Consider the following 25,274-nt stretch of genomic DNA (forward strand, 5'->3'; position numbering starts at 1 on the left):
AAGCCGCCAACCACAATCGAGCGTCTTACGACCCGGGCCGGGCAAGCGCCTTGCGGCCACGCGCCTTCAAAAGCCGCCGGCCGCTCGCGACCGACTGGCCGAAATCCCGCTGAGCCGCCAGAAGCGCAGGAACCAGCAGGATCACCAGAAACAGCCCGACGCCCAGACCGTAGGACAGTGTGATCACGGTCGGTTTCAGGAATTGTGCCTGCCGACTGGTCTCAAACAGGAGGGGTGCCAGGCCGAATACGGTCGTGGCCGTTGTCAGGACGACGGCCCGAAGCCTGTCGCAAACACCATTGACCAGAGCCTGCCGGAACGGATGGTTCTTGGCGTATTCGTCAATCGTGGTCACCAGCACGATGCTGTCATTGATGATGATGCCCGCCATGCCGATGAAACCGACCACGGAGAACATCGACAGCGGCACGCCGTGAATATAGTGCCCCCAAAGCATGCCGATCGAGCCGAACGGAATGATGATCATGATCATCAAAGGCCGGGTCCAGCTTTCGAAGATCCAGCAAAGCGTGAGATAGATCCCGGCAAGGCAGAGAGCGAAGCCGATCATCGCGTCTGACAGGAACGATCTTTCCTGCTCTGCCAGACCCGCCAATTCGCTTTCAACATCAAACTCCGCAGCCAGTTGCGGCAACAAGTCGTTTTCCAGAAGCGCAGTGACACGTGCGGCGGCCTCCGGGTCGTCCTGTGCGATGTCACCGGTTACCTGCAGGGTCCTGAGGCCGTCGTTGCGGCGAACCGAGGCAAAACCGTAGCTGCTGTCGACATTGACGATCTCGCTCAGCGCGACGTAATTGCCGTCATTGGTCCGGACCCTGGTCGTATAGAGAAACGCCGCATCCGTTTCCTCGTCCGGCATCAGGACCTTGACCTTTGCCGTGCGCCGGCCGACGGGAAATTCCGCAACCTCGACGCCTTCCAGCCTGTTGCGCAGGATCCGGGCGACATCGTCCGTGGTAAAGCCAAGCGCCTCGCCCCGCGCCGTCAGCGTAAGGCTCAGTTCGGGCTTGTCATAGGCAAGCGTATCTTCCAGCGCACTGACCCCCTCCATGGGGGACAGGGCCTGTTTGAGATACTCCGCGGCAGCCTTCAGATTCTCCGTGGACGTTCCGTAGAGACGCACGTCAATTGCGTCTCCGCCCGGCCCGGAGCGCTCGCCGCGCAGCGCAAGTGTCTCCAGCATCGGAGGGCGCTGGATCTCCTTGCGCCAGTCGCCAATGAACTGGAACGCGGAATAGGGCCTGAGGTCAGGATCAAGCAGTTCAATGGAAATCCCGCCCAGCTGGTCGACATCCTTGGAGTCAGCACCAGACAATCCGCGCCCGGCCGTCCCCCCGACCGTCGACAGCACGAAGAGGACAGGCTCTGCGCCATATTCGTCCGCGTAGCGTTGATTGACCGTATCGAGTGCCCGCTCCAGTTCGGTGATCATGGCCTTGGTGTCGTTTCGATCCGCGCCAGGCATCATGGCAATGCTGGCGGACACGATCGACCGTTCCGGCGCGTTGAAGAAACGCCAGCGCACGCTGCCATCGAAAAACAGTGACAACGAGAGCAGGAGGACCATCACGGCAAAACCCAGTGCCGGGTAACGCACGGACATCAACCAGGTGACGAAGGTGCGGAAAGGCTTGTCCCGGAACCAGACAAACCCTCTGTTGAAGGCCCTGTTGGGGTAATCGTACCAGCGCTGTTTCTTGCTCGCCGAAAGGGCATGGTTCATGTGCGCGGGCAGGATCAGGAAGGACTCCACCAGACTGGCGATCAGCACCACGGCAACGGTGAAGGGAATGTCTGCGATCAGGCTACCGAAGCGGCCACCGATGGCGATCAGCCCGATAAAGGCAATCAGAGTGGTGATGGAAGCGCTGAAGACCGGCGCCGTCATGCGCCTTGCGGCAAGGCTCGCCGCTTCGGCTGGCGGATAGCCGCGCCGATGCAGGAAATCGGCGTGTTCCCCGACCACGATGGCGTCATCCACCACGATACCGAGACAGATGATCAGCGCGAAGACCGAGACCATGTTGAGGGTCAGACCAAAGGCATACATCAGCCCGATGGTCGCCGCCATCGCCACCGGAATGCCTGCGGCCACCCAGAACGCCGTGCGCGATGACAGGAACAGGAACAGGAAGGCCAGCACAAGTCCAAGACCGAATGCACCGTTTTCAATCAGGATGTTCAGCCTGTCGATGATGTTCTGGGAGCGCGTGCGCGTCAGCTGCACGACCACCCCTTCCGGCAGGGTCTTCTGGAACTCCGCCGTGATGCGTTCGACATCCCGCTGGATGGAGATCGTGTCGCCCTGGGCGCTGCGGTCGACCCTCAGAACAACCGCCGGCATGCCCCTGTGGTAATAGGCGCGTCCGCTTTCCACCCCTTCGGTGACAATATCGGCAACAGACCGAAGGTGGAGCTTCTCCCCCTGCAACGGTGCCTTGATCACGATCTCGCCGAGTTCCTGTTCGGACCGGCGCGTTTGTCCGGTGCGCAGTCGCGCACCACTGCCACTGACATCGCCGGCAGGCGTCGTTTCCATTTCCGCCGACACCGTGTCTGCGATCTCGGCAAGCGTCAGCCCGTGCCGCACCAGCATCTGCTCACCGACATTGACGCGAATGATCGGGTTCGCCAGGCCCTGGATCGACACCCGGGTCACGCCCTGGCGGAAGAAAACGGTCTGCAGATCTTCAGCAAACCGCGCCAGCTGATCGATATCGACCGGGCCATAGACAACCACATCGGTCACCCGGTCCCGATAGACACCCCGGGTGACAACCGGCTCGTCAATGCCATCTGGAAGACTGGATCTCGCCTGATCGACGGCGGCCTTCACCTCGTCGGTGGCCTGCCCCATGTCCCAGCCGTCTTCAAACTCGATTTCTATGCTGACCCGGCCTTCGCGCGCAATCGACGTCGTTTCGTCTACGCCATTGATCGCAAGCAACTGAGGTCCGAGTATTTCGACCACAGACTGGTCGAGATCTTCCGGCCCGGCACCGGGCCAGTTGATTTCGACATCCACCTCTTCCCGCACGAAGTCCGGAAAGAACTGGGTCCGGATCTGCGTCCCGGCGGCAATCCCGCTGAGCAGCATCAGGGCCAGCAACAGGTTGGCCGCCGTGCGGTGGCGGACCATGTAGTCCAGCAGTGAAGCGAATTGCGATCCGCCAGGTGAACGCATGTCGGGATACTCCAGTCAGCGCAGGCGCCTCGCCCGTGTCAGCCGCGGCGGCCGCCCCGTTGTTCGAGCCGTTCAATCAGGTCCTTGGGCACCATCGGTTCATTCAGAAGTGCCAGCAACCTTGCTTTCCGGTTTTCCGGCATGTTGGAACTGTTCAACTGGGCGATCAGGGCCGCGCGGCGCTCGGGATCGAGCGCAACCAGATCACCGGATGGGCGCTCACCGCCGGCTTGCGGCGCCTGCTGCGGCCGCTCGTCCTGTCCGTCCGTTCGGCGTGGCGTCACTTTGAGACCGGTGCCAAGCTGAGGCAGACGTTCGCGGACATAGTCCCTGCCAAACGGCACGTCCGCCAGCACCACGTCGTTACCCATCCTGCGCAGCACCCTGGCCCGGATTTCGCCGATCCGCTCGTCTTCTCCGACGATCAGCAGTCGGCCGTCCTCCGTCACAGCGGCGGCTGGCACAAGCGCTACGTTCAAAAGCTCGGGTTCTTCAACGGCAACCAGGACAAAATCGCCGGGACGCAGAACAGTCCCAGGCTCGATATCAAGCGTTGCGAACAGAGTGCGGCCGGCCTCGCCTTCCGACACCACAGCCGCGGACCGATCGATATTTCCGGGTACGGTGATCGATCGCCCTCCGAGCTGCAAGGTCACGCTGACCGGCACCTTGATCAACTTGCCACGATCGTCGAGCAGGCGGGAAAACTCGGCCGTCGACAATGAGAACCTGACCTCCAGAGCGGCCGGGTCAATCAAATGCGCCAGTGTTTCCGACGGGCTGACCCGCCGGCCAAGTGTGGCATTCACGTCGGAAAGATATCCGTTGAAAGGGGCGGTGAGTGTCGTTTCGTCGAGCACGCGTCGTGCGTCTTCCAGGGCCAGCGCTGCCCGCTTCACCGTCAGGTCCATGCGTTCGATACGCTTGCGGGCCGTGATCACCGCTTGCAGGCGGTTGCTGAGAGATTGCTCCAGCGAGGCCACGCCGAGCTCTTCTGTTTCCACCTGGACGGCGGTCGAATAGCCCTTGTCCTTCAGTTGCCGCTGACGCTCCAGCGCCTGGCGTCGCAGCTCCAGCTGGCGCCGGGCCGCTTCCAGTTCCTGCTCGGCTCCGACAATCGCTTCTTCCGCCTCGGCCTTCTGAGCCTCCGCATCGGCAAGAGCTGCCTCCGCATCCAGAACCTGGAATTCCGCATTTGCCGGATCGATGCGCAGGAGAAGTTCGCCTTCCGCGACCGCAGCTCCGTCTCTGAATTTGCTGGCCACATCGACCAGCCGGCCTTCGGAGCTTGCCCGGAGTTCCAGTGTCCGCCAGCTTTCAATCGTGCCATAGGCTGTGGTAACGGGCGCGACGGTTTGCGGAACCAGTTCAGCCACATTGACCGAATAGCTGCGCTCCCGGGCGGGACGCTGGCGTACCTGCTCCTCAGCCGTCATGGCTTCGTAAAGCCGGTAGCCGCCGAACCCGGCAAACCCGATCATCACTGCCATCAATGCCAGACCTACCAGTCCGCGCATCAGGAACCGCATTCAACTCTCCCACAGAACCGCTTCAAGGCCCGCATCAGCACACGGTCCCACTTGCCGCAGGTAGTACAGCATCGTTAAAATACCATGCTTGTGGGGCGAAATTCTGAAAACCTTGTAACCACTTGTAACAAAACGGGCCCGGCACCTGAAGGTACCGGACCCGTTTCTCGGTGTCACCGAATGATCAGAACTTGTAGCCGAGACCGAGTCGAACCTGGGAATTGTTGAATTCCGAGCTGACGCCGGTTCCGTTCAGGTTGAAATCCTGGCTGCCGAAGTCCTGGTAGACATACTCAAGACGGGCGCTGATGTTGTTGGTGATGGCCGCTTCGCCACCGGCACCTACCGTCCAGCCGAGAGCGGTCTTGCTGTCCTTGTCCCCGGCCGCAGACACTTCCAGGTCGGCAAGCGCCAGACCGCCCGCACCATAGACCAGGTAGCGGTCGAAACTGTAACCGACACGCGCCCGGATATTGGAGTTCCAGTCCGATTTGGATTTGACGTTGAGACCGCCATTGGTACGCGATTCTTCCAGGTCCGTGAGGCTGAAGTCAGCTTCGGCACCGATCACCACATTGGGCGTCACCTGGAAGTTATAGCCGGTGTAAAGGCCGCCGCCGACGCCATTGGCGTTGGTGCCAAGACCCGTGCTGCCAGACTTGTTGTCGAAATTCCCGAACGCCCAACCGAGATTACCGCCGAGATAGATCCCGGACCAGTCAATCGTCTGTTGCGGAGCCGGAACCGCCTCGTAAGCCGGTGCCGGGGCCTGGGGCAGATCCGCGGCCAGAACCGGCGCGGCTGCGGCCGATGCTGCGGTCATTGCCATGCCAGCAAGTGCAAGACGTTTCATTTCAGATACTCCAGATCCACATTTTCTTTCTGAATGGCCCCCTTTTCAGGCAGGCCTGTTGTGAGTCGGACGGGGGTTGCCGCGTCCTCACTCTCCCCCTGTCAGCAGATATGGAGAGCGTTTGTGGCGGATCGGGATTGAGATTTAGGAGATTTGGTGACAAATGCTGGCAACAATCTGGCAGCATAAATGCCTCGTTAAGACCATTGCAATTTGCATTCCGGGTCGCCATTTGGGCGGTAGAAAGTTCCTTGTCACTGACTTTCCCCGAACCAATCTATTGCGTATAAGGCGCCCAACAGGAATTGGGAGCCCTTCCCGAAACCGTGCACGACGCCCACGCCAGACCGAAACCGGAACTCATAGATGCTGTTTGACTACATAAGCCTCGCAGGCGGACTGGTTGTGCTGATCATTGCCGGTGATGTTCTGGTCAGGGGTTCTGTCGGCGTCGCGCAGCGCCTTGGGATTCCGAACCTTGTCATTGGCTTGACCATCGTCGCCTTCGGAACCTCCGCCCCGGAACTGGTCATATCCCTGAAAGCCGCCCTTGAGGGCGCGGGTGGTATCGCCATCGGCAATGTCGTCGGATCCAACATCGCCAATGTTCTGCTCGTTCTGGGCATGCCGGCCCTGATAGCAGCCACACCCTGTGGCGAAGCCGGAGCGACCCGGAACGCGCTGTTCATGGTCACCGTGACGCTCGTTTTCATCGCCCTGTGTTTCTACACCCCGATCGGCTTGACCGCAGGCCTGGTCCTGCTGACGCTGCTCGGCCTTTTTCTCGGCGCATCGACCATCGTCGCCCGGCGGCATCGCAAGGAACAAAAAGCCATCGCCGCTGCTGCGGCCGGTGCAGCTGTGGCCGACGGCGCATTGATCGACGAGGACGATGACGGCCTTGACGAAGTCGAGGATGTGCCGGACAGCATCTGGATCGCGATCATTTACATACTGCTGGGTCTGGTCGGCCTGCCGCTCGGTGCGCATTTTACCATTACAGGTGCAACTTCCATCGCCACCGCCTGGGGCGTCAGCGAAGCCGTTATCGGTCTGACCGTCATTGCGCTTGGCACATCGCTTCCCGAACTTGCAACCACCGTCATGGCCGCCATCCGCCAGCATGGTGCCGTCGCGATCGGCAATGTCATCGGGTCCAATATCTTCAACCTGCTCGCCATCATCGGCATTACGGCGGTCGTCGTTCCGATCGACGTGCCGCAGGAAGTGCTGAAACTCGACATCTGGGTGATGCTGGCCTGCGCGTTGCTGTTGACGGCGCTTGCAGGCTTCCGCATTTGCCTTGGCCGGATTTCCGGCTTTGCCATGACTGCCGCCTATGTCCTCTACATCGCGACGGTCTACATGCTCGGCCATACCACCTGAAACTTGCGCCCTGCAGACAACGCACTTCTGAACAGGCCCCTTTCCTGAACGGCCCGAGGCGCTTAAATGTCTGGCATGCAGGACATGTCTGATTCTCAACCTGACGAGACCTCGGAAGAGGGCAAAAACAGCGAAGCGCCGCGCAAGGGTGTCGAGGTCATCGCCGACGAGGTCAAGCGTCTGCCCAACGGGCCGGGCGTTTACCGGATGCTCGACGAGAACGGTGAGGTTCTTTATGTCGGCAAGGCCCGCAGCCTGAAAAAGCGGGTGACCAGCTACACCCGGCTCCAGGGCCAGTCGAACCGCATCATGCGCATGATCCTGGCAACCGCGGCGATGGAATTCGTGGTCACGGAAACGGAACCCGAAGCGCTGCTGCTGGAAGCCAATCTGATCAAGCGCCTGCGCCCGCGCTTCAATGTGCTGCTGCGCGACGACAAGTCGTTTCCCTATATCCTGGTCACAGGCGATCATGAATCGCCCGCCATTGTGAAACACCGCGGTGCCCGCAAGCGCAAGGGCGCCTATTTCGGCCCCTTTGCCTCTGCAGGCGCGGTCGACCGGACGATCAATGCCCTGCAGAAGGCCTTTTTGATCCGGACCTGTTCAGACAGCTATTACGAGAACCGCACGCGCCCCTGCCTGCAATACCAGATCAAGCGCTGCGCTGGCCCCTGTACCGGTGAAATCGGGCCGGAGGACTATGCCGGCCTGGTCTCGGAAGCCAAGGCCTTCCTGTCGGGCCGCAGTCAACTGATCAAGAAACAGCTGGCGGAACAAATGGAAGCGGCCTCCGCCGACCTAGAATTTGAAAGGGCCGCCATCTACCGCGACCGCCTGTCGGCCCTGTCCCACATTCAGGCGCATCAGGGCATCAACCCGCAATCGGTCGAAGAAGCCGACGTTTTCGCCATTCACCAGGAGGGCGGCCAGACCTGCGTGCAGGTGTTCTTTTTCCGCACCGGCCAGAACTGGGGCAATCGGGCCTATTTCCCCAAGGCGGACAAATCCTGGGAAGAGACGGACATTCTGGAAAGCTTCCTGGCCCAGTTCTATGACGACAAGCCCGCGCCGAAGCAGATCCTGTTGAGCCATGCGCTCGGCGAACAGGACCTGCTTTCAGAAGCCTTGAGCGAACGGACCGGCCGCAAGGTCGAGGTGCTCGTTCCCAAACGCGGTGAAAAGAAGGAGCTGGTCGATCACGCTCTAACCAATGCGCGCGAAGCCCTGGGCCGACGTCTGGCGGAAACCTCCAGCCAGGCGCGCCTGTTGAAGGGGGTCGCCGAAGCCTTCGATCTGGTGGCATCGCCACGCCGCATCGAGGTCTATGACAACTCCCACATAATGGGCACCAATGCGGTTGGCGGCATGATCGTTGCCGGGCTGGAAGGTTTCACCAAGGGCCAGTATCGCAAGTTCAACATCAAGTCCGAAGACCTCGTACCGGGCGACGATTACGGCATGATGCGCGAAGTGCTCACGCGCCGCTTTTCTCGCCTCCTGAAAGAACATGCCCGTACAGAGCCGCCTCAGAGCGGTGAAAGCGAGAGCGAAGGCGCCCCGGTCGAAGAGCCGCCGGCTTCTGCCGAAATGCCGGCCTGGCCCGACCTGGTGCTGATCGATGGCGGCCAGGGCCAGTTGACGGCTGCGCGCGAAACCCTGGAAGGCCTCGGCATCACCGACGTGCCGCTGGTCGGCATTGCCAAGGGACCGGACCGGGACGCGGGACGGGAGAAGTTCTTCATTCCCGGCAGATCGTCTTTCATGCTGCCGGAGCGCGATCCGGTGCTCTATTTCGTGCAGCGCCTGCGCGACGAGGCCCACCGCTTTGCCATCGGCAGTCATCGGGCGCGGCGCAAGAAGGACATCGTCAAGAACCCGCTTGACGAGATCGCAGGCATCGGGCCGACCCGCAAGAAGGCCCTGCTCACCCATTTCGGAACCGCCAAGGCCGTCTCAAAGGCGGGCGTTGACGATCTGGCCGCTGTTCCAGGCATCTCCGAAGCGATCGCCCGGCTCGTTTATGATCACTTTCATGAGTGAGCCAGACCGCGTGTAAGGTCTTTGCCCCCCATGTTGGGCACATCCCATTCGATGGTTTAGCTGACACTGCCCCGGCAGTTCGTGCTAAGCACAGCGGCTGTCTGCTCCTTCAGCCGGAAAGGCCAAGATGCTGCTCAACCGCTCAAAGCCGCGATCCCTGATCGACACCGGCCTGTCGCTTCTCGGCTGGCTCGGCAGCCTTGGCGCACTTGCTGTCTGCCTGATGGGCCTGGCGGCCTATCTTGCGCCCGACTTTTGGCTGGCGGACAATATGAGCTTTTTCCTGCGGCAATTCCTGGCCGCGGGCCTGGCCGGCATTCTGGGCGGTACGATCGGGTTCCTGGTCCGCCACCGGCTGGCCTGGCTCTACCGGATGACCTGGATGCTGGCCCTTGCGGCCTGCATTGCCCTGGCCGGGCTGACTGGTGCCCGCACCCTGGCAAACACCAAACCGGCCGGGCCCCTTGCTGCCGGAGACCAGCCGCTCAAGATCATTTCCATCAACATCGAGCACCTGTTTCTGGGCGACAAGGTGCTGCAGAGTTTCCTGGAACAGGAAAAGCCGGACATCATCGTCCTGCAGGAAGTGCTCTGGTGGATTCAGGAAAGGCGCTGGGAACGCCTGGGCCTGCCTGCCGGCGGCGCCGGGCGAAACGGTTTTCCGGACTATCTCAAGGTCGGCGATCTCGGCGGTCTCGTGGTCTATTCCCGATTTCCCATCCTGAAGGCCGAAGAACAGGTCATCCACGGCGAGCTTCCGCCTGGCGCCAATGTCTATTACGACGCCGATCGGGAGCTGCTGTCGTTGACACTCGACACCGGCAAGGCCCCCTTGCATCTCGTGGTCATTCATCCGGACAGTCCGCGCACCGAAGCTCGCTGGCTCAACAAACGCCGCTATTTCGACGCGGTCGATGCCGTTCTTGACCGGCTGGAGGAGGAAAACGGCGACAATATCCTGGCGATCGGCGACTGGAACAGCGCGCCTTGGTCCGCCCGGTTCCAGGAGACCCTGACCAGAAACGGGCTGAAGACCGCTTATCCGGACGGCTGGCCGCAGACCACGCGTTTCTTCTTCGATTATCGCCTGCACTGGATACTCGGCGCACCGGTCGACCAGTTCGCCGTTTCAAAAGACCTGCAGCTTGTGAACGTCTCTCTGGGTCCGCATATCGGCTCGGATCACCTGCCGCTGATTGTCGAACTGGGTCAGACAAAATCGCGCCAAAGGTGAAACATTGCCTGTGACTTCAACCGGAAAGTGTTTGAGGCCTCGGCCGGATTTTTGAAGACTGCGGGAACCTTTCGTGACCGATTCCCGTGATCCCCAGATGGCCAAGCTCTATTTCAACTATTCCACGATGAACGCCGGCAAGTCGACCTTGCTGCTGCAGGCCGCCTACAATTACCAGGAGCGCGGCATGAACACGCTTCTGATGATCGCCTCCTTCGACGACCGGGCCGGCACAGGCCGCATCGCCTCGCGGATCGGACTGGGGGCCGATGCCGACGTGTTCTCCCCGCAGGACGATGTGTTCGACCACATTGAAACCCGCAGCAAAGCGGGCAAGATCGATGCGGTCCTGGTCGATGAAGCCCAGTTCCTGACGGAAGCACAGGCCTGGCAACTGGCCAATGTTGCCGACCAGTTGCGCATCCCGGTCATGTGTTACGGCCTCAGAACGGACTTCCAGGGCAAGCTCTTTCCCGGCAGTGCTGCCCTGCTTGCGCTTGCCGACAATCTGAAAGAGGTCAAGACCATCTGCTGGTGCGGCCGCAAGGCCACCATGGTCGCCCGCCTGGATGCCGACGGCAACATTGTCGAGGAAGGCAACCAGGTCGAGATTGGCGGCAACGACAAATATGTCTCGCTGTGCCGCCTTCACTGGAGCAAGCGACAGCTGGGCTGAGGGACAGCTCGCCAAACCGCGTGGTCAACGTGTCGCCCCTGTCGCCCTGTGCCGGTCCCTGCTACCAGTGACCGACATTCCCCATCGATGCCCAGGGCTCTTCTGGCGGCAACGCCTCTCCCTTTTGCAGAAACTCGATCGAGTGATTGTCGGGCGTGCGGATGAAGGCCATGCGTCCATCCCGTGGCGGACGATTGATGGTAACACCAGCAGCCTGAAGGCTGGCACAGGTCTCGTAGATATTGTCGACCTCATAAGCCAGATGCCCAAAGAACCGCGCCTCCCCCAGATCTTCCGGATCATAGTTCCAGGTGAGTTCCACCGGTGTATCCTCTCCTCCGGGAGGCGCCATCATGACGATGGTGAACCGCGCTTCGGGTTCGTCGTAACGCGCGGTTTCAGCGAAGCCCAGAAGCTTGAAGAACGCGATCGATGCGTCGAGATTGCTGACGCGCAGCATCGTGTGCAGGTATTTCATTTTCCCCTCGTTTCAAAAAACAGTCTGATGTCGGTCACCGTCGATCAGCGAATGAACTGATCGACAAAATCTTCGCCGAGACCAACCTCGGCATAGTGTTTCCGGCACATGTCGATCTTGGTGAAAACGTCTTCGTAGCCGAGGACCGTGCCCACCGGATCGACATAGACCATCACCCCGTTCACCTGGAAAAAGGTGATCATCTCGTCGACATCCTCCGGGACAACCAGCGTATGGGTCTCTCCCGGCGGCTCAAAAACGTAGCCGCCCGCCCGCGCCTCCCAGTCATGTTCCAGATAGTGCCAGCGGCCCTTCAACACGAAGCCGTGCACCGGCTGCGGATGCCGGTGGCGGGACAGGACACCGGATTTGCGAACCCGCAGCAGGTTCATCCAGTATCCCTGCGACCGGTTCAGGCACAGCGGCCGAAAGGCAACATTCTCGGCCTGGGGAACCCAAAGCCGCTCGTCTTCGGGAATGGCATCCGGAATGACGATCTCCTCAAGCGCATCTTTGGGAAAAGGCAGCTGGTAAGGCTGCATCGGGTTCCCGTCATCTGATTGCAAGGGCATCTTTTCCTCCTAAACCGCGGAATATCCACCATCGACAGGATAGATGCTTCCTGTCACGAACCCGGCCTTGTCCGACAGAAGCCAGGCAACAAGTTCCCCGATCTCTCCGGGTTGCCCCCAACGGCCCATTGGCGTGCGCGCCAGAATGGCCCCATTGCGCGCGGCGTCTGCCTGCAGCGTCTCGGTCATACCCGTATCGATCCACCCGGGCGCGACCGCGTTGACGCGCACACCGTCTTCCGCCCAGCCGGCCGCCAGCGACTTGGTCAATTGAGCAACGCCACCCTTCGAGGCGGCATAGGCCGGGACGAGAGCGCCGCCGAAGTAACTCAGCATGGACGCGGTGTTGACGATGGCGCCGGAAGTCTCTTTCAGCAAAGGCTGGGCTGCCAGGCACATGCGCATCGTGCCCACCAGATTGACTTCCAGAACAGTCCTGAAGACCTCCAGATCGTATTCCTTGCCGCGCATCAGAACACCGGCACAGTTCACCAATCCGTCCAGGCGGTCGATTTCCGCTACGCAGTTCGAGACGGACAGATCATCCGTCACGTCGAGACGCAGAACCGTCAGACCGGGCCGTTTCGGACATTTGGCGATTTCCGTATCGCTCAGACCGGTCGCAATGACCTGCCACCCTTGCCCAAGCAGAACCTCACAGACCCCGAAGCCGATCCCGCTGGTTCCGCCAGTTACAAGTGCCGTTTTCACGCAGCTTCTCCCGTCGTCAAAAAGTCCCTGACCTTATGACGATCCGGCATTGGCGCAACAGCGCCAAATCCCTGCGTGGACAGGGCGGCGGCAGCATTGGCATAGGAGGCAGCCTCGAACGGGTCTCGTCCGGCCGCCATTTCCGCAAGAAAGGCACCGTCGAATGTGTCGCCTGCTCCAGTGGCGTCAACGGGTTTGACCCGTTTGCCCTTGATCCGCCTGCGCTCCGTTGGCAGGGCCACGAGAGTGCCCTCAGACCCGAGCGTCAGGGCCACCACCTCACATCCCAGTCCGAGATAGAAATCCGCGATCTGGTCCGGATCCGTCAGCCCGGTAAGCTGGACGGCATCTTCCAGTCCAGGCAAGGCGATCTGGGCCTTGGACATGCCCGCAGTGATGACGGCCCGAGCGCGCTCCAACGGCCAGAGCGCCGTCCGCAAATTGGTGTCATAGGCCACCCAGCCACCGGCCTTCCGGCAGAGTTCCATGGCGGCAAACACCGTATCGGCGGCGGTTTCCGAAATGCCCTGGCTAATGCCCGAGACGTGAAGCACCTTGGCATTGCGAATATAGTCTGCCGGCAGGTCCTGCGCCGTCAGCCGGCTGGCGGCAGACCCTTTGCGCAAATAGGAAAAGTGATGTCCTTTTTCGTCATGACTGACGAAATAGACCCCTGTGTGGGCCGACGGATCGCGGATCACACGGGACGTGTCGATCCCCTCAGCCTGCCAGAGGGACAGAAACTCGTCGCCGAAGGCATCTGCTCCAAGGCGGGTCAGGTAGCCGACCTTCGCCCCCTGGCGCGCGGCTGCAATGGCCACGTTCGATGTGTCACCGCCGTGGCCTTTCAGGAAGCGCCCGTCCGGTTGCTGGTTGAATTCCAGCATGGGTTCGCCAAGACAAACGATTTCAGGCTGCATAGCTCTCTTTCCGCAAAAAAGGCTGCGCCGCGTCCGGCGCAGCAAGTTGGTCGGGAGGGTTATTCGCTGGTGTAGCTTTTGCCGACACCCGGGATCTTCCAGATCCTGAAGTTCGGGATCTCCGGTGCCTCGAAGTCCATCTCGCCATCCACCCAGACATGCAGGTGGTTGGAGACGACATACAAAGCCCCGTCCGGTCCCCAGGCCAGCGTGTCCGGCCAGTTCATTTCAGGGTGATGGATGAAGCGGGACACCTGACCGGTCGCACCGTCCAGCTTCATGATCCCGTCCAGCGACAGCGCTGTCATATAGATGTTGCCTTCGCTGTCACCGGTCATGCCATCGGTGTTCGACGGCAGCGATGTCACGACATCGACAGCATTCTCGATGACCGTTTCGGAGGTTTCGAAATTGCGCAAAAGATCGGTGTCGAGGCTGTAGAGCGTGTTGCCGGTCAGGTTGGTCCAATAGACCGTGTCCTTGTCGGCCGACAGCGCAATCCCATCGGCACCCGTCTGCATACCGCCGCCCTTCAGAACCTGACGGTCATCGATGTTGAAGAAAAAATGCGGTTCGTTGTTGGTGAACTTGTGCTGATCCAGGATGCGGCGCGCCGTGTTGGTGTTGCTGTCATAGATCAGCAAGCCGCCATGCAGGGGATCGCAGAAAATGCCGCTGTCGGCGATATAGGCAAAGCCGGTATCGTTATCGACGGCAAGGTCGTTCAGGAACGAGCATTCCCGGTTCGCCAGCTCGTTGGGAAAAACGAACCGCTGGATTTCCTTGTTCTCCTTGATGTCCCACAGAACAAGCTTGGCATCGCCTTCTTTGAACGGAGGCCCGGCCACATGCCCCTGGTCGAGGATCCACATGACGTCGTTCCGGTCGATTTCAAAGCCGAGGACCGCCTTGAGCCCCGCCTTGTTGGCAATGTTGTTCATCTCCTCCGACGGATAGGCTTCCAGCTCCCAGGTTTCACCGTTCCTGACAAGTTTGGAAAGGGTGGAGGGGATCTCCGGTCCGCCCCAGCGCGCCGTCGACACATAAATGTTGCCGGCACTGTCCAGCTTGGCGCCCTGAACCAGGGCCTGGCCATGAATTTTCGAGTCTTCCCAGGCGGTCCTGGTCGCCTCGTCCTTGACCGCATATGGCAGGCTATTCCATTCTGCCACGACTTCCAGCCCGTCTTGCGCGGCTGCAGAAGTGACCAGCGCGACCGTAAGGGCCGCAGTGTTGAGCAACTGTTTCAGCATCTCATCCTCCCTTGCTGAGTGTTGGCGGTCCGCAGGTTGTTGCCGCAACCTGCGGACACTTGACCCGAATTAGATGCGGCCGTATTTCGCCAGACCTTCCCGAAGCGATCCGTTCTGAATGATGAGTTTGGCCTGCTCGGCCTCGCGTTCGTCGATCTCCTGCGACATCCGCAGAACCTCTTCGGCATGCTCGCGCGGCACGACAACGACACCGTCGACATCGCCCACGACGATGTCGCCAGGATTGATCATCACTTCACCGATGGGCACTTCGACATTTGAGGCAATGGTCTTGAAACGCCCCAGCGTGGTGCCGGGGGAAACAGACCGGGCAAAGACCGGAAAGTCGTAATCGCGCTTGATCTCGACCAGATCGCGGACCGCACCGTCCAGGATCGCTGCCTCGTGTTTGTTGGCAACGGCGCCTGCCGTCATCAGGCCGCCCCAGACCGCCACGTTTTCCTCGCTATTGACCGAAATCACGATGACCGAGCCCTCGTCGGCCTCGTCAATGGCATCCAGCGCATGTTGAGGTGGCAGAAATTCCTGGGTCGGTCCTTCCAGGATGGTGACCGCAGGTCCGCAGATTTTCCTGTCGTTGATGCGCGGCTTGATGGACTGGTTCAGGAAGCCGGTCTTGCCCGCGACCTTGTCGACGGCATCGGCCACGGAGGCCGTGGCCACGTCTCTAAATCCTGCAATTAACTCAGCGAGCGTCATATTGCATTCCTTTGTTGAGAGTTGAAAAACACCCGGATTTGGCGTCAGTCCGGATATGAGAGCGAAGGGAACGCCAGGGTGTGGAGCCCTACCACTGGTTCACCCAGTTCTTCGGCGTCTGGCCTGTAAGCACCCTTCGAACTTCCTGGGCGGCGTTGCGCTGGAGCACTTCAACGGATCGCTCCGAGTACCAGGCCGCATGATCGGACAAAATGGTGTTGGGCGTCGTCAGAAGGGGATGATTTTCCCGCACGGGCTCCTGCTCGAAGACATCGATACCGGCCCCGAATATCCACCCCTCGCGGAGGGCTTTGGCCAGCGCCGTTTCATCGACGAGCCCACCCCGGGAAACGTTGACCAGTATGGTCGATCGTTTCATCAGAGCCAGATGCGCGGCATCAATAATGTGCCGCGTTGCCTCGGTCAGCGGCGCATGAAGACTGACAACATCGGCGCTTCGGCAAAGCTCCTCGAGACTGACGAGCTTCACACCCGCCGCGCGCGCCACCTCTGCCTTGAGGAATGGATCGTAGACAAGCGTTGAACTGAACCCGAAAGCCCCGAACTTGCGTGCAGTTTCCAGGCCGATACGCCCGCCGCCAACGAGACCCAGGATGGCTTTTTCCCGCCCCGGAATGACGGCCTTCTGTCCGATGTCCCACTTGCCCTGCCTGACTTCCGCATCCCGGGTCAGCAGGCGTCTCTGGACCGCGAGATAAAGGGCAACCGCATGTTCGCTGACCTCGATCTCGGCGCCATAGTCGGGCACATTTGCAACATAGATGCCGCGCCCGGTCGCATGCGGAATGTCGACATTGTCGACCCCGACCCCGTAGCGGACAATCACCTTGAGGTTGGGGCAGCTGTCGATGACCGCGGGTGTCATGGCGCTCTCACGCACCATGACACCAACCGGATCGAGAACGCGCAGGGACGAGATCACGTCGTCGCTCGGTGCCACGGGAACCACCCGGGCATTGGTGTCGGAAAGAACACCTTTCTCTGTCTCGTAGCTGGCATAACCAGGCTCGAGAACGGCTACGTTACTGATTGACATCGGTGATCTCTCTACGTCCTTATTCGCCGCGATAGGCTGCGACCGCAGCGTCCAGACGATCCGGCCACTCCGCGCCGATTTCACCGACGATGTACTCACGCACCGCCGGCTGTGCCGCGGCCCGGAACTTTGCTTTTTGTTCCGGTGTCACCGGCACCACTTCCATGCCCTTTTCAGACAGGATGGCGGTGGCATTGGCATCCTGTGCCGCAGTCATGCCACGATGGATCGTCTTCGAGATTTCCACGCACTCGGCAACGGCCGTCTTTTCGGTGTCGGTCAGGCTCTCATAGAAGCTGTCCGCCATCAGGTAGGCGTGCCAGGAGAACACATGCCCATCGAGGGAGACGTATTTCTGGTGCTGATAAAGAGATGCGTTGACGATGTTGGTGACACCGTTTTCCTGGCCATCGACAACGCCTTGTGCAAGCGCGCCCGGCAGTTCCGGCCAGGGCACGGGCGTGGCCGATGCCCCGAGACTTTCTACCAGGGTGACCCAGACCGGCGCCGTCATCACACGCATTTTCATCCCGGCCATGTCCTCCGGCTCATCCACCGGGCGCACATTGTTGGTGAAATTCCGCACCCCGTTATCCGCCACCCCGAAGCTGCGGATCCCTGTCTTCTCGCGCATGTCTTCGGCAAGCGCCTGACCAAACTCGCCGTCCATCACCGCCCAGGCCATGGCCTGATCGTCAAACAGGTACGGCATGGCCAGAACGGAGAACGGCTTGTAGATCGCGGAGATCGGGCCGTCGTGAATGGCTGCCATCTGAACCGCTCCCAGCTGCAGGCCTTCCATGATTTCCGCACCGCCCCCCAGCTGGCTGGCCGGAAACACCTGAACATCGATCGACCCGGAGGTCTTGCCCTCGACACAGCTTTCAAATGCGAGTGCGGCTGCATGTTTGGGAGAGCTCAGATCGGCGGATTGGAAGTGAGCGTATTTCAGCTCCTTTGCGGACGCAGCGCCTGCAGAGACTGCGATGGCCATCGTGGCCGTGGCAGCAAGAAGTTTCGACATGAGTTTCATAAGGTCCTCCCTTTCATGTCAGCTTGAAAAACCGAAATAGTTCGGCACGAAAGTGCTGATACCGGGCACCAGGATGACCAGAAGCAGCACGAACAGTTCGGCCAGCAGCAGCGGCAGAACCGCGCGAGACAGGGCTTCGAGCTTGAGCCCGCCGACCGTTGAGATAACGAAGAGCACGGGGCCGACCGGCGGCGTGATCATGCCGATGGTCAGATTGAGAACGAGCATCATCCCGAATTGCAGCGGGTCGATGCCCGCGCTCGCGGCAATCGGTCCGAGCACAGGCGTCAGGATGATCAGCGCAGGCAGTGTGTCGATAAAGAAACCGCAGACCAGCGTGAAGGCCGCCAGGATCAGCAGAACCACGAGCTTTTCCTGAGAGATCGAGGCAATCGCCTTGGCCAGCTCCTGCGGGATCTGCAGATAGGTCAGCATCCAGGCGAAGATCGACGCCATCGCAACAATCAGGAAGACCGAAGACGTGATGACGGCGGCACGGACAAAAGCCCCGTAAAGCCCCGACAGCGAAAAACGCCTCAGCAGGAAGCCCAGCAGCAAGGCATAGGCCGAGGCGACGGCACCGGCTTCCGTCGGGGTAAAAACACCGAGCAGAATGCCACCCAAGATGATTGCGGGCATCACCAGTGCCGGCAGAGCCAGCCAGGCGCTCTGCACCAACTCGCCTGCGTCCGCCCGCTGTTCCCGGCCGCGATAATCGTGCTTTGCGGAGACAAACTGGTTGGCAACGGCCAGCGCAAGGCCAAGCAGCAATCCCGGCACGATGCCGGCAAGGAAAAGCCCGGCAACCGTGACGCCCTTGGTGGAGATGGCATAAATCACGGCCAGAATGGACGGCGGAATAATCGGCCCGATGGTTGCCGTGGCCGCAGACAGGGCGCCGGCGTAGTTCTTGTCGTAGCCCGCCTCGCGCATCATGCGCATCACGATGGCCGACGGGCCGGCTGCATCCGCAAGCGCCGAGCCGCTGATCCCGGCAAACAGCATCGACACAAGAATGTTCACATGTCCCAGCCCGCCACGCACATGCCCGACCAGGGCATTTGCAAATCTCAGGAGCGCGCTGGTCAGGCCGCAGGCGGTCATCAGTTCCGATGCGAGGATGAAAAAGGGCACGGCCATCAGCGGAAAACTGTCGATCCCGGCAAACATGCGCTGCGGCGCGACCAGCGGACTGAGCGACGTTCCAGTGACCAATGCCACAAGACCGGCGATCCCCATGGTGAAGGCAACAGGGACACCAAGCGCCAGTGTCGCGAAGAAAAGGATGATCAGCGTGTTGGTCATGCCCGCCGCTCTCCGGTCTCGCTGGATACCGCCTGGTCAGACACGAATTCGCCGGCAACAAAACGGCGCGCAAACAAGGCCAGATGCACAAGGAACAAAGCGCAGCCGAGCGGAATGGCCACATAGGGCAATCCGCGCGGCATGCCTGTCGACATGGTTTCCTTGGGCCAGCCGAAGGCGACAAACTCAATGCCGAGCCAGGTCATGACACCCATGAAGGTTGCCATGATCAAAACAATCAGCCACTTCAGGGTGAGAGACAGTGTCAAAGGCAGCAGGTCCGCAAGCATGGTGATCGCGACCAGCCGCCCTTCGCGCAGCGCAAGCCCGGCACCGCAAAATGCCCCGAGCACCATCAGATGCCGCGCGGCTTCCTCCACCCAGGCAAAGGAATTCCCAAAGCCGTAGCGCCCCAGCACGTTGATGAAGACGATGCTGAAGACCAGGGCCAGCACAAGTGCGACCAGTGCCCTGTTCAAGGCGACAAAAATTCTCTCAAACCGCTCCAAGACCCCTCCACCCGTGCAACTTCTGTTCTCTCATCTTCACTGGCATACTGTATGCCAGTTGAAATTAATGCACAGCGACACAATTGGCATACTGTATGCCAGTTGTCAAATCATCGGTATATTGTATGCCAGAGCAAGCTGCGTTAGGGTCCCGCCAAGGAGATCCCGATGAAGTCAATTAAACGCCCGAAATCACTGACCGAATTGGTGACGGAAACACTGCGCGAATGGATCGTGAGCGGTGATCTGGAACTTGGCGAACACCTGTCGGAGATTCGCATTTCCAAGGAGCTGGAAGTCAGCCGCACCCCCGTTCGGGAAGCCGTCAACCGACTGGAAATGGAGGGATTGCTGTCAGTCGAACCGATGCGGGGAACCTTCGTCTTCAGCCTGGAACCGTCCGAGCTTGCAAAACTGTGTGACGCCCGGGTCTGTCTTGAGACAGCCGCTCTCAAGGAAGCAATCCGTCTCAACCCGGACGCCTTGCACGACGTTCTGGTCAAATGCGTCGAGGACATGACCAGGGCACGGGAACAGAAAGACGATTCGGCCTATCTGGCTGCCGATACCGTGTTCCATCAATGCCTGTTCGACCAGTCGGATAACCGGTTCCTGAACGATGCCTATCAGGCGATTGCCAAAAAAATGGCAGCCCTGCGGAACCGCCTGGGCCGGCACCCGGATCACATGGCCAAATCCTATCGCGAGCATATCGAACTGACCGAAGCCGTAAAAAACCGCGACGTCGAAAGGGCCATGGAGATCCTGAAGTCTCACATCGACCGCAAGGAAGGGTCTTACTGGAGCCAGGCGACAGTCGCCGAAAACGCCTGACTTTGTGGCTGAGCGAGACAGTTTTTTGCGCCCGGATTTGAGCACTCGGCTTTAATGATGCCGCCTGAAAGCCGTAACGTTTCTTGCGCCGCAAGAAACCGGCCCCACTGAAATGAACGCACAAGCTCGCACAGGCGCCAGGAGCGCTCCGGTATCAATGTCTCACGGGGTTCACCATGCGGGAACAGGATCCCAATGGCACGAGGGACCCTGGTACTCAGGCTTTCATGAAATCTGCAAAGGCATTTTTGTAATCCGGATGCCAGCGGCTGAGCGGCGGACGGTTTTCAATAAGATCGCCGGCAGCCCAGGCAATGCGCTTCTGGTCGATCTCCCGAGTGACATCATTGTCCGGGCAGAGGATATAAAAGTCGCCCTTATCCATGCTTTCGATGAAGTAGGCAGCCGTTTGATCCGCCGTCCAGGCCGATGCCGGTTTTTCAGGGGCGCTGATCATGCCCGTATAGACGAAGCCGGGGATCAGGAGATGCGCCGTGATCTGGTTTCCAGGCGTCGTCCGCAGTTCATGCGCCAGCGCCTCGGTGTAGCCTTTCAAGGCGGCCTTTGAAACATTATAGGCCGGGTTTCCCGGCGGTGTGGTAATGCCCTGTTTGGATCCAGTGTTGATGATCGCGCCTGGCCGGCCGCGGGACATCATGTTTGGCGCAAAAACCTGGGTGCCGTGGATCGCCCCCCACAGGTTCACACCCAGCATCCGTTCCCAGGGTTCCTTTGCTCCGGTGGTCGAAGACCGACCTCCGACACCGGCATTGTTCAGCAGGATATCCGTTCCACCGAAGCGCTCGGCGACCTCTGCTTCGAGCGTTTGGAGTTGAACGCGGTCGGAAACATCCAGGTCGGCAACCAGAACGTCCTTTGCCCCGGCGCCGCGCAACACGGCCTCGGTTGGGGCAAGACTGTCCGTTGCCTGGTCGGCGATTACCAGACGCATGCCCATGCGTGCAAATCGTGTTGCAACCGCAAGGCCGATGCCGGATGCACCACCGGTGATCACGGCGACAGAAGCGGAGGTGAAAGCGGAATGGGTCATGACAAATCCTTTTCTGCTCAAGAGCAGCCGGCCGGCCTCATGGCCGACCGGCTGCAAATCTCAGGCTGCCTTGGCGGCAGCGGTGTTCAGCTGAAGCAGGCCGTCCATGCCATAGGCTGTGAACAGGGCTTCAGTGACCTTTTCCGCCTGTGCGTTGTAGGGAATGACAGGATCGGCCATGCCGCTGCGATCCACCTCCGTGCGGAACGGTCGCTCGCCGGGCACGGTCGAGATGAGTTTCACGACCGCGTCGGAAACGATCTGCGGCGACTGAAGCGGGTTGGCGGCAAGGGACTTGCCCATTTCCTCCAGCATGGCCTCGGGCGCAGTTGCCAGCTCGCCATAGCCCGAATCCCGGTCGCGCAACGCAGGCGCGATCAGATTGCCGAAGAAATTCGTCGGGAAGCCCCCCGGTTCAACAACGGCAACGTCGATGCCCAGCTGGCTGAGCTCCCACCGGTAGTTTTCGCTGAGCGCTTCAACAGCCCATTTTGCGGCGTTGTAAGGGCCCAGGAACGGTATGGTGACGCGGCCCAACAGGCTTGTGACATTCAGGATGAGACCTGATCCACGCTGGCGCATCTGCGGCAGGACAGCCCGGATCATCCGCTGGACACCAAAGACATTGATGTCGAAAATCCGCCTGAAGTCTTCTCCGGAAAAATTCTCCTGCAGGCCATGTGCCCCGGCACCTGCGTTGTTGACCAGGACATCGATGCCACCCAGGACTTTTTGAGCAGCGGCAACGCCCGCCTCGACCGACACATCGTCGGTCACGTCGATGTCGACGATTTCAACGCCGATAGCCCGCAAGGATGCCGCAACGTCGGCATTGCGTCCTTCCGGATCGCGTACGGTACCGGCAACCCGGTGCCCCGCCTTGACCAGATCGGCAACCATCAGGTTGCCAAATCCACTGCTCGCACCAGTGACAAGAATATTCATGTGATCGCTCCTGTTTGTTTTCCAGATCGGGTTCAAGTGATGGATCGAAGATAGGCGTTGCCAAAAAATCGCAACAGATGTAGAAATTTGAACCTATGGTTCACGATTATAGAACGATAGGTCTACCGGCCCTGCTCAGCTTTCACACCGTTGCCCGCCTGGGCGGCATCAGCGCAGCCGCCGATCATCTCGGCATGGCAAAATCCGGTGTGAGCCGGCATGTGTCGCAGCTGGAGACGCATTTTTCGGTCAAACTGCTGGAGCGCGGCGCCAGGTCCGTGAAACTCACGCCGGTTGGCGCCCGGCTCGATCAACGCATCCGGTCCATCCTGGCTGAGATGGACCTGCTCGACGATATTGCCCGGGAAGAAAGCGGCGGCGTCTCCGGCCAGGTCAACCTGGCAACGACGCCGGATTTCGGCTCCCTGCTCGCCTCGACCTTGCTGCCGGCCGTCAGGCAGCGACATCCGGACCTCAGCCTGGTGATGCAGGCCGCCTATCATTTTGAGGACATGCAGGACCCGAACACGGACCTGGCCTTTCGGATCGGCACCTTTCAGGACGACCGGCTCGTTGTGAAGGAACTGGGGCACTTCCGCTTCTGGCTGGTCGCCGCTCCGGATCTGCCCGGCAGGCACCACCTGAAAGCCCCCCAAGACCTCAAGGGGCTGCCCTGCCTGACCTTTCGGGACGACAAGCCGGAAACGACATGGACGTTTTTCTCTCCGGAAAACGTCTCCACGATCAAGGTTGACGGCCCCTTTGCCTCACGAAGTTTTGCGGTTCTCCACGACCTCGCACTTGCCGGAGAAGGCTTTGCGTTCCTTCCGGAATTCATGTTGGGTGAAGCGCTCGAACAAGGCTGGCTGGTCCGCTGTCTGACCGAGTATGTGTCGCGTCCCTATCCTGTCTTCCTGACCTACCGGCCCGGCGCACGGCGTATTGCCCGGGTCGACGCGACCGCGACCCTCGCCGAGGAACTCATCCCGGCCGTGTTGTCATCCCACTGACAGGGAGCTCATCGTCGCAACACCGCTGGAGCGTATACCTGTCGCCAGTTCCGAAAAGAACGCCACTCATTAAATCTGAACGTGGTTCCCCATCACCTCAGGCATTCTCGAAATTCTACAGCTTTTCAAAACGGTCTCCCCCTTGAAGCCCCCCGCCGTGCCGCCTAAAAGAAGACAAACACCAGATTGAGGCTCCAGATGCTCGGCAAGATGTTCAAATCCCTGTTTTCGTCCTCAGGCGAAGGCGGTAAGGGTAAATCGAAGGCGCAAACCGTGGATTATGACGGTTTCCTGATTGTCGCCGAACCCCAGCAGAACCAGGGCCAGTGGCAGGTCTCGGGGCGCATCGAAAAACAGGACGGTGACAAGAAGAAGGTGCACACCTTCATCCGTGCCGACACCTTGCCCGAAGAAACGGCAGCTGCAAACGAGATGATACGCAAGGCCAAAATGATGATTGACCAGATGGGCGAGAGCATATTCGATTGACGCTGGGCGGTCCGGCCGGCCAAGGCCTGGCCCATCTGCCTTCCGCTATCTGAAAGCCGACATGAAACGCAATATTGTTCTGAGCCTGCCCAATCTCCTGACCTACGGGCGCATTCTGGCCGTTCCGGCTGTTGCCTTCTGTTTTTATTTCGAAGGCACCACGCCGCGCTGGATCGCGCTTGCCCTGTTCGTGGTGGCGGCCATCACCGACTTCTTCGACGGTTATCTGGCCCGCGCCTGGCAGCAGCAATCCGCGCTCGGCCGCATGCTGGACCCGATTGCCGACAAGTTGCTGGTCTCCGTCAGCCTGCTGATGCTGGCCGGCGACGGCACGATCGGCGGCTGGTCGATGATCGCGGCGATTATCATACTGTGCCGGGAAATCCTGGTCTCCGGCCTCAGGGAGTTTCTGGCCGAACTCCAGGTCAGCGTACCGGTGACCCAGCTGGCCAAATGGAAAACCACGGTCCAGCTGGTCGCCATCGCCTTTCTGCTCGCAGGTCCGGCCGGCGACACGGTGTTCCCTTATACAACCGACATCGGACTGGTCTCGCTTTGGCTCGCCGCCTTGCTGACCCTATATACGGGATACGACTATTTCCGCGCCGGTATCGGTCATCTGATCACCGAGTAACCGGCCGTTCGAAGCTTGAGGGGCGCCATGAACATCCGTTATTTTGCCTGGGTCCGCGAACGGGTGGGTCTTGAGGAAGAAGAGATCGACCTGCCTGCTTCTGTGAGCACGGTCGCCGACCTGATCACGCATCTGAAATCCCTCGATGAAAATCATGCTGCGGCCTTTGAAGAAGAGGACGCGATCCGGGTCGCGCTCGACCAGGAGCATGTCGAAACCGATGCGGCGCTCGAAGGTGCCCGGGAAGTGGCCTTCTTTCCGCCGATGACGGGTGGGTAGAGCCATGCCTGTAGTTCCGCTTGTTCGCGTCCAGGCAGACGATTTCGACGCCGCGGCCGAGGCCGCCCGATTGACCACGGGCCGCAAGGATGTCGGCGCCCTGGTGACATTCACCGGCCTTTGCCGCGACGAGGCCGGAACGCTGGAAGCCTTGGAACTGGAGCATTACCCCGGCATGGCCGAGGCCGAGCTGACCCGGATCGCCCGGGAGGCCGCCGATCGATGGCCCCTGACCGGCCTGACGGTGGTTCATCGCTTCGGCAAGATCCCGCCTGGCGAGAATATCGTTCTTGTCATTGCCGCCTCGGCTCATCGCAGGGCCGCGTTCGAAGCAGCCGATTTCCTGATGGATTACCTCAAGACCCGCGCGCCGTTCTGGAAAAAGGAGCATCTTTCGACAGGCGGCAGCAGCAACTGGGTCGAAGCAAAGGCCACCGACGACAAGGACGCCGCGCGCTGGACCTGAGCTGCATAAGCTCCTAAGGTGACCCATCTTTTGGCTTTGTGCCGCAGGTTTTCTCTACATCACGTTCCCGGGCCCACACCCG

At 60.3% G+C, this 25,274-nt stretch carries 25 protein-coding genes; 10 read left to right on the top strand and 15 right to left on the bottom strand.

Annotated elements, in window-relative coordinates:
• Positions 1-25 precede the first annotated feature (25 nt).
• The 3 genes from ACO6TG_RS07750 to ACO6TG_RS07760 form a co-directional block, all read right to left on the bottom strand.
• Positions 26-3,205 carry an efflux RND transporter permease subunit gene (locus tag ACO6TG_RS07750; RefSeq protein WP_422377644.1) on the bottom strand — a complete coding sequence of 1,060 codons (3,180 nt, stop codon included), beginning with the start codon at positions 3,203-3,205 and terminating at the stop codon, positions 26-28.
• A gap of 38 nt (positions 3,206-3,243) precedes the next feature.
• A complete protein-coding gene (locus ACO6TG_RS07755) occupies positions 3,244-4,734 on the bottom strand; it encodes an efflux RND transporter periplasmic adaptor subunit (protein ID WP_422377645.1) in 1,491 nt (496 codons plus the stop codon).
• A gap of 184 nt (positions 4,735-4,918) precedes the next feature.
• Positions 4,919-5,587 carry an outer membrane protein gene (locus ACO6TG_RS07760; protein WP_422377646.1) on the bottom strand — a complete coding sequence of 223 codons (669 nt, stop codon included), beginning with the start codon at positions 5,585-5,587 and terminating at the stop codon, positions 4,919-4,921.
• A gap of 366 nt (positions 5,588-5,953) precedes the next feature.
• On the opposite strand from ACO6TG_RS07760, the gene ACO6TG_RS07765 reads away from it, so the two are divergent.
• From ACO6TG_RS07765 to ACO6TG_RS07780, 4 genes are all read left to right on the top strand, one after another.
• Positions 5,954-6,973, top strand: a complete 1,020-nt coding sequence (locus ACO6TG_RS07765; protein WP_422377647.1) for a calcium/sodium antiporter — start codon at positions 5,954-5,956, stop codon at positions 6,971-6,973.
• Between the two features lie 84 nt (positions 6,974-7,057).
• A complete protein-coding gene (uvrC, locus tag ACO6TG_RS07770) occupies positions 7,058-9,016 on the top strand; it encodes an excinuclease ABC subunit UvrC (RefSeq protein ID WP_422377648.1) in 1,959 nt (652 codons plus the stop codon).
• Between the two features lie 127 nt (positions 9,017-9,143).
• Positions 9,144-10,250 carry an endonuclease/exonuclease/phosphatase family protein gene (locus tag ACO6TG_RS07775; protein ID WP_422377649.1) on the top strand — a complete coding sequence of 369 codons (1,107 nt, stop codon included), beginning with the start codon at positions 9,144-9,146 and terminating at the stop codon, positions 10,248-10,250.
• Positions 10,251-10,347: 97 nt separating this feature from the next.
• Positions 10,348-10,926, top strand: coding sequence for a thymidine kinase (locus ACO6TG_RS07780; RefSeq protein ID WP_422378855.1), 579 nt, complete (start codon positions 10,348-10,350; stop codon positions 10,924-10,926).
• 61 nt (positions 10,927-10,987) lie between these two features.
• Here the strand turns inward: ACO6TG_RS07780 and ACO6TG_RS07785 are convergent, their stop codons facing one another.
• The 10 genes from ACO6TG_RS07785 to ACO6TG_RS07830 form a co-directional block, all read right to left on the bottom strand.
• On the bottom strand, positions 10,988-11,404 hold the full coding sequence (locus ACO6TG_RS07785) for a VOC family protein (protein ID WP_422377650.1): 417 nt from the start codon (positions 11,402-11,404) through the stop codon (positions 10,988-10,990).
• 44 nt (positions 11,405-11,448) lie between these two features.
• Positions 11,449-11,976: a 2,4'-dihydroxyacetophenone dioxygenase family protein gene (locus ACO6TG_RS07790; RefSeq protein WP_422377651.1), complete on the bottom strand. Its 528-nt coding sequence runs from the start codon at positions 11,974-11,976 to the stop codon at positions 11,449-11,451.
• A gap of 9 nt (positions 11,977-11,985) precedes the next feature.
• Positions 11,986-12,687, bottom strand: a complete 702-nt coding sequence (locus ACO6TG_RS07795; protein ID WP_422377652.1) for an SDR family NAD(P)-dependent oxidoreductase — start codon at positions 12,685-12,687, stop codon at positions 11,986-11,988.
• Positions 12,684-13,607, bottom strand: a complete 924-nt coding sequence (locus ACO6TG_RS07800) for a sugar kinase (RefSeq protein WP_422377653.1) — start codon at positions 13,605-13,607, stop codon at positions 12,684-12,686. Before ACO6TG_RS07800 ends, ACO6TG_RS07795 begins: the two co-directional genes overlap by 4 nt.
• A gap of 59 nt (positions 13,608-13,666) precedes the next feature.
• Positions 13,667-14,860: an L-dopachrome tautomerase-related protein gene (locus tag ACO6TG_RS07805; RefSeq protein WP_422377654.1), complete on the bottom strand. Its 1,194-nt coding sequence runs from the start codon at positions 14,858-14,860 to the stop codon at positions 13,667-13,669.
• A 69-nt stretch (positions 14,861-14,929) separates the two neighbouring features.
• Entirely contained in the window at positions 14,930-15,544 is a 615-nt protein-coding gene (locus tag ACO6TG_RS07810; RefSeq protein ID WP_422377655.1) for an RraA family protein, read from the bottom strand.
• A 124-nt stretch (positions 15,545-15,668) separates the two neighbouring features.
• Positions 15,669-16,637: a C-terminal binding protein gene (locus tag ACO6TG_RS07815; protein WP_422377656.1), complete on the bottom strand. Its 969-nt coding sequence runs from the start codon at positions 16,635-16,637 to the stop codon at positions 15,669-15,671.
• Between the two features lie 19 nt (positions 16,638-16,656).
• On the bottom strand, positions 16,657-17,661 hold the full coding sequence (locus tag ACO6TG_RS07820; RefSeq protein ID WP_422377657.1) for a DctP family TRAP transporter solute-binding subunit: 1,005 nt from the start codon (positions 17,659-17,661) through the stop codon (positions 16,657-16,659).
• A 27-nt stretch (positions 17,662-17,688) separates the two neighbouring features.
• Positions 17,689-18,975 (bottom strand): TRAP transporter large permease, encoded by a 1,287-nt coding sequence (locus tag ACO6TG_RS07825; protein ID WP_422377658.1) that lies wholly within the window; start codon positions 18,973-18,975, stop codon positions 17,689-17,691.
• Positions 18,972-19,484 (bottom strand): TRAP transporter small permease, encoded by a 513-nt coding sequence (locus ACO6TG_RS07830; protein ID WP_422377659.1) that lies wholly within the window; start codon positions 19,482-19,484, stop codon positions 18,972-18,974. Before ACO6TG_RS07830 ends, ACO6TG_RS07825 begins: the two co-directional genes overlap by 4 nt.
• A 168-nt stretch (positions 19,485-19,652) precedes the next feature.
• Here ACO6TG_RS07830 and ACO6TG_RS07835 point away from each other — a divergent pair, with 168 nt between their 5' ends.
• Positions 19,653-20,318 (top strand): GntR family transcriptional regulator, encoded by a 666-nt coding sequence (locus ACO6TG_RS07835; protein ID WP_422377660.1) that lies wholly within the window; start codon positions 19,653-19,655, stop codon positions 20,316-20,318.
• A gap of 217 nt (positions 20,319-20,535) precedes the next feature.
• Here the strand turns inward: ACO6TG_RS07835 and ACO6TG_RS07840 are convergent, their stop codons facing one another.
• Together ACO6TG_RS07840 and ACO6TG_RS07845 are read right to left on the bottom strand one after the other, a co-directional pair.
• Positions 20,536-21,369, bottom strand: a complete 834-nt coding sequence (locus tag ACO6TG_RS07840) for an SDR family NAD(P)-dependent oxidoreductase (protein ID WP_422377661.1) — start codon at positions 21,367-21,369, stop codon at positions 20,536-20,538.
• A 60-nt stretch (positions 21,370-21,429) separates the two neighbouring features.
• Entirely contained in the window at positions 21,430-22,314 is an 885-nt protein-coding gene (locus ACO6TG_RS07845; RefSeq protein WP_422377662.1) for an SDR family oxidoreductase, read from the bottom strand.
• Between the two features lie 95 nt (positions 22,315-22,409).
• Between ACO6TG_RS07845 and ACO6TG_RS07850 the strand changes: the two genes are divergently transcribed.
• The 5 genes from ACO6TG_RS07850 (at position 22,410) to ACO6TG_RS07870 (ending at position 25,192) form a co-directional block, all read left to right on the top strand.
• The gene (locus tag ACO6TG_RS07850; protein WP_422377663.1) at positions 22,410-23,324 is read left to right on the top strand and encodes a LysR family transcriptional regulator; all 915 of its coding nucleotides are present in this window, start codon (positions 22,410-22,412) and stop codon (positions 23,322-23,324) included.
• Between the two features lie 198 nt (positions 23,325-23,522).
• Positions 23,523-23,813, top strand: coding sequence for an HlyU family transcriptional regulator (locus tag ACO6TG_RS07855; RefSeq protein ID WP_422377664.1), 291 nt, complete (start codon positions 23,523-23,525; stop codon positions 23,811-23,813).
• A 61-nt stretch (positions 23,814-23,874) separates the two neighbouring features.
• Entirely contained in the window at positions 23,875-24,447 is a 573-nt protein-coding gene (gene pgsA, locus ACO6TG_RS07860; protein WP_422377665.1) for a CDP-diacylglycerol--glycerol-3-phosphate 3-phosphatidyltransferase, read from the top strand.
• 27 nt (positions 24,448-24,474) lie between these two features.
• Positions 24,475-24,726 carry a molybdopterin converting factor subunit 1 gene (moaD, locus tag ACO6TG_RS07865; RefSeq protein ID WP_094071905.1) on the top strand — a complete coding sequence of 84 codons (252 nt, stop codon included), beginning with the start codon at positions 24,475-24,477 and terminating at the stop codon, positions 24,724-24,726.
• A gap of 4 nt (positions 24,727-24,730) precedes the next feature.
• Positions 24,731-25,192: a molybdenum cofactor biosynthesis protein MoaE gene (locus ACO6TG_RS07870; RefSeq protein ID WP_422377666.1), complete on the top strand. Its 462-nt coding sequence runs from the start codon at positions 24,731-24,733 to the stop codon at positions 25,190-25,192.
• The last annotated feature ends 82 nt before the right edge of the window (positions 25,193-25,274 follow it).

It is taken from the genome of Roseibium sp. (genome assembly GCF_965233565.1).
Lineage (GTDB): Bacteria > Pseudomonadota > Alphaproteobacteria > Rhizobiales > Stappiaceae > Roseibium.